The sequence below is a fragment of the Salipiger sp. 1_MG-2023 genome, assembly GCF_030547555.1.
Classification (GTDB): Bacteria; Pseudomonadota; Alphaproteobacteria; order Rhodobacterales; family Rhodobacteraceae; genus Salipiger.
The window spans coordinates 1-9,354 of the sequence record NZ_JAUOQN010000092.1; the positions used below are offsets into that span (position 1 = coordinate 1).

Consider the following 9,354-nt stretch of genomic DNA (forward strand, 5'->3'; position numbering starts at 1 on the left):
GTACCCGGTGCTGTGTGGGGGTCTGGGGGGGGGGTTTTTTTTTAACACCCAGGGGGGGTGTTTCCATACGGGGGGCGCGGCCCCCTCAGGTTTTGGCGTCGCCCCGTTGGGGGGCCACCCCACCGGCCGGGGGATGTCATCCCCCGGACCCCCTGACAGCCTTTTCGGCAAGATGAAGGGCGCAGGCCTGCTCCCTGAGCCTGACGAACACTGGAGACCGGAATGATTGCCTTTCTTATCAAACGAACCGCAAATGCGGCCTTCGTCATGCTTGCGGTGGCGCTGCTGGCCTTCGTGATCTTCCGTTTCTTTGGTGATCCGGTCGAAATGATGGTGAACGAACAGGCCACCCTGCAGGACCGCATCGAACTGCGCGAACGGCTGGGTCTGAACGACGGTTTCGTCACCCAGTACACCCGGTTTGTCACCAACGCGGTGCAGGGCGATTTCGGGATTTCCTATCGCAACCAGCAAGACGTGATGGTGCTGATCAAGGAGCGTTTCCCGGCGACCTTCGAGCTGGTGCTGGTGGCCACGGTGATCTCGCTGGTGGTCGGTATCCCGGCGGGGGTGATCACGGCCGTCTATCGCGACAGCGGATTGGCCAACACGCTACAGTTGGGCTCAATCATCGGCGTGTCCTTGCCAAGCTTCGTGGTGGGCATCCTGTTGATCCTTGCTTTCTCGGTTTCGCTTGGCTGGCTGCCGGCCTTCGGACGGGGCGAGACGGTGGACATCGGATGGTGGTCGACCGGGTTGCTGACGCCCTCGGGCCGCGCCGCGCTGGTGCTGCCGGCGGTCTCGCTCTCGACCTTTCAGGTGACGCTGGTGATGCGACTGGTGCGCGCCGAGATGCTGGAGACCCTGCGCGCCGATTACATCAAGTTTGCCCGTGCTCGCGGCGTGCCGACCAGACGCGTGCAATGGCGTCACGCGCTGCGCAACTGCCTGATGCCGGTGATCACGCTGACCGGTATGCAGATCGGCAACCTGATCGCCTTCGCGCTGGTGACCGAGACGGTGTTTCAATGGCCCGGCATGGGGATGCTGTTCATTCAGGCGGTGACCTTTGTCGATCTGCCGGTAATGGCGGCCTACCTGCTGATCGTTTCGTTGATTTTCGTCGTCCTCAATACGCTCGTCGATATCACTTACGCCTGGGTCGATCCGCGTCTGCGCGACGACAGCGCCCGTGGCAATGGCTGAACCGGAGACCCCCATGGACAACCCACTCCCCCTGAACCCGACACCCGCCTTGCAACGCCCTTCGCGGCTGACCCGTTTGCGCGAAAGTGACCTGTGGTTTTCCTTCTGCGCGCATCCTTCGGCGATCTTTGCCGCTGCGCTTTTGGCATTGGTGGCGCTGACTGCTTTCCTTGCCCCGTGGATCACCCCGCAGAACCCCTATGATCTGGCGGCCTTGGAGCTTTGGAATTCCGAGATCCCGCCGATCTGGGAGGCGGACGGCCAATGGCCCTATCTGCTGGGCACCGACACGCAGGGGCGCGATATCCTTTCGGCGGTGCTTTACGGCTCTCGCATCTCACTGATCATCGGTTTCGCATCGGTCATGCTGGCGCTGGCCGTAGGGCTCGCGCTGGGGCTGGTCGCTGGTTATTTCGGTGGCTGGATCGACAACGTGATCATGCGGGTGGGCGATGTTTTGTTGTCGATGCCTTTTATCCTGATTGCCATCCTGATCACTGCCATTGCCAGCGCCTCGCTGCCCACGGGCCTGAAGGACGTGCTTGCCGCCCCGATCCTGATTTTTGCCATCGCGGTGCCGTCATGGGTGCAATATGCCCGCACGGTGCGGGCCTCGGCCATGGTCGAGGCAAAGAAGGAATACGTACAGGCGGCCAAGCTGATCCGGGTGAAAGCCTGGCGGGTGATGCTGCACCACATCCTGCCCAACTGCCTGACGCCGATCCTGGTGGCGGCGACGCTGAACTTCGGACTTGCCATTTTGTCGGAGGCGACCCTGTCCTTTCTCGGGGTAGGCATGCCGCCAGACCAACCGTCACTCGGCACGCTCATTCGCATCGGCAACCAGTACCTGTTTTCCGGCCTGTGGTGGATCGTGGTTTTCCCGTCGATCCAGCTCTGCCTGATCGTACTCTCGGTCAACATGATCGGCGACTGGCTGCGCGACGCACTCAACCCCAAACTGCGGTGACTTTCATGACTTCCAAGACCATTCAAAACGTTCGCCCGATGGGCGGCCCGGCCACCGACCTGCATATTGCGGATGGCGTGTTTGTCGCGCAGGCACCGGAAGGGGCCGAGGTGATCGACGGCGGCGGGCGCATCATGATCCCCGGCCTGATCGAGGCGCATACGCACCTGGACAAGTCGCTGCTTGGCCTGCCGTGGTATCGCAACGAGGTTGGCCCGCGTCTGATCGACAAGATCGACAACGAGCGCGAGGTGAAGGTTTCGCTCGGGCTTGATCCGCAGGTTCAAAGCGAACGTCACGCCATTCTCGCCATGTCGCACGGTTGCACCCACATCCGCAGCCATGTCGATGTCGATACCCACCACGGGCTGGCCGGGATCGAAGGCGTCATGGCCACGCGCGAAAAGCTGGCCGGGATGGTTGATATCGAAATCGTGGCCTTCCCGCAGTCGGGCATGATGACCCGTCCTGGCACCGCCGAACTGATGGATGAGGCGCTGGCGATGGGGGCCGATCTGGTCGGGGGCATCGATCCCTGCGGCATGGAACTGGATCCCAAGGGGCATCTGGATACGGTGTTCGCGCTGGCCGAGAAGCACGGCAAGCCGGTGGACATTCACCTGCACGAACGCGACGCGCTTGGCTGGTTTTCGATGGAACAGATCATCGAGCGCACCATTGCACTGGGGATGCAGGGCAAGGTGGCGATTTCCCATGCCTTCTGTCTTGGTGCGGTGGATCGCGCCTATGTGGCTGGCTTGCAGGAAAAACTGGCCGAACATCGCATCCACATCCTGACCACCGCGCCGGCCTCGGCCCCGGTGCCCGCGGTCAAAGAGCTGAAGGCGCTTGGCATCCTTACCGGCGCGGGCTGCGACGGCATCCGCGACACATGGGGGCCTTATGGCAATTCGGACATGCTGGAAAAGGCGATGCAGATCGGCATGCGCAACAATCTGCGCCGCGATGACGAGGTGGAACTGGCGCTGGAAATCTGCACCTCTGGCGGGGCGGCGATCATGGAGGTCGAGGGCTACGGGTTGCAGGTGGGCTGCCGCGCCGATTGCGTGCTGGTCGAGGGCGAGACGCTGGCCGAGGCGGTCGTCACCCATGCCCCGCGCAAGCTGGTGCTCAAGGGCGGAACGGTCACCGCCCGCGACGGCGCTTGCGTGATCGAGGCACCGTGATGCAGGGGCGCACGCTTCTTTCGGCCCGCTGGGTCATTGGTCATCAAGGCGGGCGCCACGCGGTGCATGAGCATGGCGTGGTGGTGATTGAGGGATGCGACGTGCTGCATGTGGGCACCAGTTTCGAGGGCGAGGTGGCACGGCGGATCGACTATGGCGAGGCGGTGATCTCGCCCGGCTTCATTGATCTTGATGCGCTGTCCGATCTCGACACCACGATCCTGGGCTTCGACAACGGCCCGGCGTGGAAAAAGGGCCGGGTCTGGCCCGAAAGCTACATCGCGCGCGGCCCCTACGAGATGTATGACCCCGAGGAACTGGCATTCCAGAAACGTCACGCCTTTGCGCAGCTTATCCGCAACGGCATCACCACGGCGCTGCCCATAGCCTCGCTATTCTACCGCGCATGGGGCGAGACCGTCGCGGAATTCGACGCCGCCGCCGCCGCTGCCGCAGACCTCGGGCTGCGTGTCTACCTTGGCCCTGCCTATCGCATCGGCGGTCAGGTGACGGACGGTGTTGGCAATATCCGCGCGGTCTTTGACGAGGCGCGCGGGTTGCAGGGGCTGGCCGATGCCGCCGAGTTTGCCGGGCGCATCGACGGTATCTCTGGCGATCGCATCCGCGCGATGTTTGCCCCAGACCGGATCGAGACCTGCACCGAAACGCTGCTGCAACGCACCGCCGAGATCGCCGCCGAGATGGGCGCCCCGGTGCGCCAGCATTGCAGCCAGTCGCCCACCGAGCTGCGGTTGGTGCGCGAACAGCATGGCTGCGCGCCGATCGAGTGGTTGAGCCGCATCGGCGCTTTGCGCCCGAACTGGTTGCTGCCGCATGGCACACAGGCCACCGCGGCGGAATTCGACCTGATCGCCGGGGCAGGTGCCACGCTGGTGCATTGCCCGTTGGTCTCCGCGCGCCATGGTGGACTGCTGAAAAGCTTTCCGAAAGCCCGCGCCAAGGGGATCAACATCGGTCTCGGCACCGACACCTACCCGGCAGACATGATCCTCAACATGCAGATCGGCATGATGATGGCCCGCGTGTCAGACGGCATGGAAGCGATCCGCTCCGAAGATATGTTCGATGCCGCCACCCTTGGCGGCGCGCGGGCGCTCAACCGCGCTGATCTGGGCCGCCTTGCGCCCGGTGCCAAGGCTGACATCGCGGTGATCGACCTGAGCCACAGCTTGCAAACCCCCGATCCGGTCCAGACGCTGATGACCGGGGCAAGTGGCCGCGACGTGCGTGATGTCTGGATTGACGGGCGGCAGGTGATGGCCGACGGCGTGATCCCCGGCGTCGATGCGGCGACAGACGCCGCCCGCGCCCAGGCCCAGTTTGACGGGCTGATCGCCAAATACCCAGACCGCACCGCCGGTCACCCGCCGCTGTCCGAGATCTTCACCCCCAGCTACGAGAGGGCCACGCCATGAACGATGTCGTTCTCGACGTGCAGAACCTGCGCGTTGAATTTCCCACCCGAAAGGGTGTGCTGACCGCCGTTGACGATATCTCGCTGCAAATCCGCCGCGGCGAGATCCTTGGCGTGGTTGGTGAATCCGGTGCCGGCAAATCAATGACCGGCATGTCGATCCTTGGGCTGCTAGAGCCGCCGGGGCGCATTGCCGCCGGGACCATTCACCTGTCTGGCGACCGGATAGACAACCTTGATGACCGGGCCATGCAATCCGTGCGCGGCCGCCGCATCGGTGCGATCTTTCAGGACCCGCTGACCTCTCTCAACCCGCTGTTCCGGGTCGGCGATCAGCTTATCGAGACCATACGGTTGCACACCGACCTCGACAAATCCGCCGCCCGCGAGCGCGCCAAGGAGCTGATGCGCGAGGTCGGAATTCCGGCAGTGGAAGAGCGGATTGACAGCTACCCGCACCAGTTCTCTGGCGGTATGCGGCAGCGGATCGTGATCGCCTTGGCGTTGTGTGCCGAGCCCGAACTGATCGTGGCCGACGAGCCGACCACCGCGCTCGACGTGTCGATACAGGCGCAGATCACCGCGCTGTTGAAGCGGCTGTGCCGCGAGCGGGGCACGGCGGTGATGCTGGTGACGCATGACATGGGGGTGATCGCCGAAACCGCAGACCGGGTTGCGGTGATGTATGCTGGGCGTTTGGCCGAGATTGGCGCCGTGGACGATGTGGTGCGGCGTCCGCAGCATCCCTACACCACCGGGCTCATGGGCTCGATCCCGTCGCTGCGCCACGACGTAGAGGAATTGCAGATGATCCCCGGCTCGATGCCGCGGCTCAACGCCATCCCGCAGGGCTGTGCCTTCAATCCGCGCTGCGCCCATGCCGGGCCGCGCTGCCGCGCCGAGGTGCCGAAGATTGCGTGCGAAGAGACCACCGGCGCCGCCTGCTGGCTGGCGCAGACCGGCACTGTCGATCAAGGAGAAGCCGCATGACCCTGCGCAGCAATGCCATCCTCGAAGTCGACGCGCTGGAACGCCGCTTCGACGTCTCCGCGCCTTGGCTCAACCGCCTGATCGAGCGCAAGCCGCGCAAGACCCTGCGCGCCGTCGATGGCGTCGATTTTGTCATCCAGCGCGGCCAGACCCTCGCCTTGGTGGGCGAGTCGGGCTGTGGCAAGAGCACCATCGCCAAGCTGGTCACAGGGCTGCACGCGCCCTCGGGCGGCAGCATCCGCTTCCACGGAGACCGCGACCGGCTGCAGATGATCTTTCAGGATCCTTTTGCCAGCCTCAACCCGCGCTGGCGCGTCGCCCGGATCATCGCCGAACCGTTGCGCACGCTCAAGCCCGACACCCCCGAGGCCGAGGTTTCGGCCCGCGTTGACGAGCTTTTGCGCACCGTGGGATTGGCGCCCGCAGATGGGGTGAAGTTCCCGCACGAGTTCTCTGGCGGCCAGCGGCAACGGATTTCCATCGCCCGGGCGCTGGCGGGCGAGCCCGAGTTCCTGGTCTGTGACGAACCGACGTCGGCGCTTGATGTGTCTGTTCAGGCGCAGGTGTTGAACCTGATGAAACGGCTGCAAAAGGAGATGGGGTTGACCTATCTCTTCATCAGCCATGATCTGAGCGTGGTGCGCCACATGGCCGATGTGATCGCGGTGATGTACCTTGGCCGCATCGTCGAGATCCAGCCAACCGCCGATCTCTTTGCCAATCCGCTGCACCCCTATACCCGGCTTCTGCTCGACACGATTCCGGATCTCGACGCACCTCGGCGCGACCGCAGCCCGATGGGGGGCGAGGTGCCATCGCCGGTCTCGCCGCCCTCGGGGTGCAGCTTTCACCCGCGTTGCCCGCTGGCTTTTGATCGCTGCAAGTCCGAACGCCCCCAGCGCAATCCCAAGACCCACAACCGCCGTGTCGCATGTTTTGCGGCTGACGAAGGAACCCAAGATGTACAATGAAACCTTCCTGCGCCGCGCCATTGAAATCTCGGCTCAGGCGCTTGAGACCCCCGGCACCGAACCGTTCGGCGCGGTGATCGTCAAGGACGGGCAGATCGTTGGTGAGGGCATCAACCGATCAAAGATGAACCACGATCCGACATCGCATGGTGAAACCGAAGCGATCCGGGATGCCTGCCGCCATCTCGAAACGGTCGATTTGCGCGGTTGTGAACTTTACTCCAGTTGTGAGCCCTGCGCGCTCTGCGTGGCTGCGATGAACATCGCCGGGATCACCGCCCTTTACTACGCCGCTGACATGGCGCAGGCCGGTGACGCCATCGCCGATCTGCCCGAGGCCGCGCGCTTTCCGGTGGATGTCGAGCGGTTAACTCATGAGTGCGGGCACGCGGTCGCGGAGCGTTTCATGCCTTCCGAACAACATCTGGACGCAGAGGCCACGAAGATCCTGAAGGATTGGGCAGGCCACGCACGATCGCAGGTCTGAAGGTTTGGCTGCTCTGCCTTAACCTGAATTCCAATGGCGACTGTATCCTTCAGGGATCTCTGGGTTCACCTAGATCTCATCGATCTCAAATACCCATTCGCCAAGGTCGATCTGGTTTTCGATGAGTCGCTTGATCCAGTCGTCGATCTCGTGTGGCTCGAAAATACCGCACTGGGCCAAGGCGCGGCGCATGTCTATCTGCTCGCCAAGAAAAGTCAGCACGACAGCGGAGGCTGCGGGTTTGCGCCCTCGACGCTTGGAGCCTCCGGTTTGCACACCGCGCAGGTGGCCGGGGCAGGGCGCATAGGACGGATACAGTATCAGCTGCGTGATTGAGCTGGCGCTTAGAACGTCATGTTCGATGATGTGGATGCGATGCCCCAGATGGAAAGCGAAGCCTTCATACTTCCCGACAAATCGCGCGCGGACTTGCTGGGGGTCGACTCTAACCTCGATATTCTTCCACAGATAGCGGCCGTCTTGCTCGGTTATCACGCACAGCGAGCGTGTGATCCGACCCGGATAGCCAAACGTATAGGAATAGCGGAAATACCAGCCGGTATAGCGCGTCATCTCGCCAGAGAGGCGGTGCAATTTTTCTATAGCGTCCAGATGTTGTGGCGGCGCAGCGGGACGTTTCAGCGGTTTGCGCAGTGAGATGAGACCGGCAAAGCGTGTGGGTCCATCAATAGCTCCGACTCGGTGACGCCGAAGAAGTCGCAGATGCGCCGCATGTTGTGACGCGAGGGACGCACCGAGCCGGCGAGATACTTGTTGAACTGCTGGCGGTTGATGTCGACACGCCGGCAAACCTCGGCGATCGAAGGAAGCAGGCTGCAGGCGAAGCCCAGATTGGTCGGGAAATGGGCATCGTTCCTGCCGCCTATCGCATACTGAAGCACAAAGAGTGTCAAGAGATACAGGAGTGCGAAGTTGCCGGAGCGCTGAAAGGCGCGTTTACTTACGCCGAATTGCAAGAATTGCGATCTGGTCCTCCATGAAAATCGTCACCAAGTTCTCTCATGCCGTGCGCGAGATCGAACATACCGAGATCACACTGCCGGACGGCACCCGTCTGGCCGTGTGTATTTGGATACCCGAAGGCGCCGAAGCGGCACCTGTGCCCGCGATCCTCGAATATCTGCCGTATCGCAAAAATGACGGGACGCTCGCGCGCGATTAGGGGCGCGCGCCATATATCGCCGGTCATGGCTATGCCTATGTGCGGGTCGATATTCGCGGCACTGGCGAATCCGAAGGCGTGATGGAGGATGAATACACCGCCTCCGAGTTGCAGGATGGCTGCGACATCAACGCGTGGCTGTCCAATCAGGATTGGTGCGATGGCAATGTGGGTATGGTTGGTATCTCTTGGGGCGGGTTCAACGGGTTGCAGATCGCGCCTTCAGCCTCCGGCGCTGAAGGCGATTGTCACGCTCTGCTCGACTGATGACCGCTATGCCGATGACATCCACTATCTGGGCGGCACGATGCTCTGCGAGCAGATCAGCTGGGCCGCGACGATGTTTTGCTACAACAGCGTGGCCCCCGATCCCAGACATGTGGGAGAGCGCTGGCGCGACATGTGGAGGGACCGGCTGAAGGGCAGCGGGATCTGGCTGAAGAACTGGATGGAACATCAGACGCGCGACGCGTTCTGGAAACACGGCTCGATCTGCGAAGATTATTCAACGGTGCAGGTGCCTGTCTACGCGGTTTCGGGCTGGGCTGACGGCTATCCGCGCACGGTGTTTCGTTTGATGGAAAATCTGAGCGGCCCCAAGAAAGGGCTGGTCGGACCTTGGTCGCATAGATACCCCCATATCGGCGCGCCGGGCCCGGCGATCGATTGGCTGGGCGAAGAGCTGCGCTGGTGGGATCAGTGGCTTAAAGGCTGCGAGACCGGGATCATGGACGAGCCACAGCTGCGTCTTTTCATGCAGGACCACGCGAAGCCCCAAGGCAGCTACGAAATGCGCGAAGGCCGCTGGGTCAGCGAGCCGTCCTGGCCGTCGCCGAATATCGCTCGGGTTGGGGCTGTACCGGTAACAGGTCTCGCTGACCTGGAAGGTCCGACAGGCCAGCGCGATGCTGACGCCCTTCATCGC

The 9,354-nt window shown here is 62.8% G+C and carries 9 protein-coding genes and 1 pseudogene; 8 read left to right on the top strand and 2 right to left on the bottom strand.

Annotation, left to right across the window (positions count from 1 at the left end; genetic code table 11):
• Positions 1-222 precede the first annotated feature (222 nt).
• From Q4543_RS22895 to Q4543_RS22925, 7 genes are read left to right on the top strand one after another with little or no spacing between them, the layout of a single operon-like run.
• Positions 223-1,206, top strand: coding sequence for an ABC transporter permease (locus Q4543_RS22895; RefSeq protein ID WP_303442175.1), 984 nt, complete (start codon positions 223-225; stop codon positions 1,204-1,206).
• Between the two features lie 13 nt (positions 1,207-1,219).
• Positions 1,220-2,176, top strand: a complete 957-nt coding sequence (locus tag Q4543_RS22900) for an ABC transporter permease (protein ID WP_303442177.1) — start codon at positions 1,220-1,222, stop codon at positions 2,174-2,176.
• A gap of 5 nt (positions 2,177-2,181) precedes the next feature.
• Complete coding sequence (locus Q4543_RS22905; protein WP_303442179.1) at positions 2,182-3,363, top strand: amidohydrolase family protein; 1,182 nt, start codon at positions 2,182-2,184, stop codon at positions 3,361-3,363.
• Positions 3,363-4,799 (top strand): chlorohydrolase family protein, encoded by a 1,437-nt coding sequence (locus Q4543_RS22910; protein WP_303442181.1) that lies wholly within the window; start codon positions 3,363-3,365, stop codon positions 4,797-4,799. Before Q4543_RS22905 ends, Q4543_RS22910 begins: the two co-directional genes overlap by 1 nt.
• Complete coding sequence (locus Q4543_RS22915; RefSeq protein WP_216002732.1) at positions 4,796-5,788, top strand: ABC transporter ATP-binding protein; 993 nt, start codon at positions 4,796-4,798, stop codon at positions 5,786-5,788. The genes Q4543_RS22910 and Q4543_RS22915 overlap by 4 nt, the downstream gene beginning before the upstream one ends.
• Complete coding sequence (locus tag Q4543_RS22920) at positions 5,785-6,759, top strand: ABC transporter ATP-binding protein (RefSeq protein ID WP_303442183.1); 975 nt, start codon at positions 5,785-5,787, stop codon at positions 6,757-6,759. The genes Q4543_RS22915 and Q4543_RS22920 overlap by 4 nt, the downstream gene beginning before the upstream one ends.
• Positions 6,749-7,246 (top strand): nucleoside deaminase, encoded by a 498-nt coding sequence (locus Q4543_RS22925; protein WP_303442184.1) that lies wholly within the window; start codon positions 6,749-6,751, stop codon positions 7,244-7,246. Before Q4543_RS22920 ends, Q4543_RS22925 begins: the two co-directional genes overlap by 11 nt.
• 69 nt (positions 7,247-7,315) lie before the next feature.
• Here Q4543_RS22925 and Q4543_RS22930 read toward each other — a convergent pair whose 3' ends face one another.
• Both Q4543_RS22930 and Q4543_RS22935 read right to left on the bottom strand, forming a co-directional pair.
• On the bottom strand, positions 7,316-7,819 hold the full coding sequence (locus Q4543_RS22930; protein ID WP_303442185.1) for a hypothetical protein: 504 nt from the start codon (positions 7,817-7,819) through the stop codon (positions 7,316-7,318).
• Positions 7,820-7,884: 65 nt separating this feature from the next.
• Positions 7,885-8,223 carry a helix-turn-helix transcriptional regulator gene (locus Q4543_RS22935; RefSeq protein ID WP_303442187.1) on the bottom strand — a complete coding sequence of 113 codons (339 nt, stop codon included), beginning with the start codon at positions 8,221-8,223 and terminating at the stop codon, positions 7,885-7,887.
• A 20-nt stretch (positions 8,224-8,243) separates the two neighbouring features.
• On the opposite strand from Q4543_RS22935, the pseudogene Q4543_RS22940 reads away from it, so the two are divergent.
• A pseudogene (locus Q4543_RS22940) lies at positions 8,244-9,207 on the top strand (CocE/NonD family hydrolase); the annotation flags it as partial.
• Positions 9,208-9,354: the final 147 nt, after the last annotated feature.

Excerpts from the sequence above, each read along its gene's own strand:
- Q4543_RS22895 (WP_303442175.1), top strand. The coding sequence starts at position 223 with ATGATTGCCTTTCTTATCAAACGAACCGCAAATGCGGCCTTCGTCATG.
- Q4543_RS22900 (WP_303442177.1), top strand. The coding sequence starts at position 1,220 with ATGGACAACCCACTCCCCCTGAACCCGACACCCGCCTTGCAACGCCCT.
- Q4543_RS22905 (WP_303442179.1), top strand. The coding sequence starts at position 2,182 with ATGACTTCCAAGACCATTCAAAACGTTCGCCCGATGGGCGGCCCGGCC.
- Q4543_RS22910 (WP_303442181.1), top strand. The coding sequence starts at position 3,363 with ATGCAGGGGCGCACGCTTCTTTCGGCCCGCTGGGTCATTGGTCATCAA.
- Q4543_RS22915 (WP_216002732.1), top strand. The coding sequence starts at position 4,796 with ATGAACGATGTCGTTCTCGACGTGCAGAACCTGCGCGTTGAATTTCCC.
- Q4543_RS22920 (WP_303442183.1), top strand. The coding sequence starts at position 5,785 with ATGACCCTGCGCAGCAATGCCATCCTCGAAGTCGACGCGCTGGAACGC.
- Q4543_RS22925 (WP_303442184.1), top strand. The coding sequence starts at position 6,749 with ATGTACAATGAAACCTTCCTGCGCCGCGCCATTGAAATCTCGGCTCAG.
- Q4543_RS22930 (WP_303442185.1), bottom strand. The coding sequence starts at position 7,819 with ATGACGCGCTATACCGGCTGGTATTTCCGCTATTCCTATACGTTTGGC.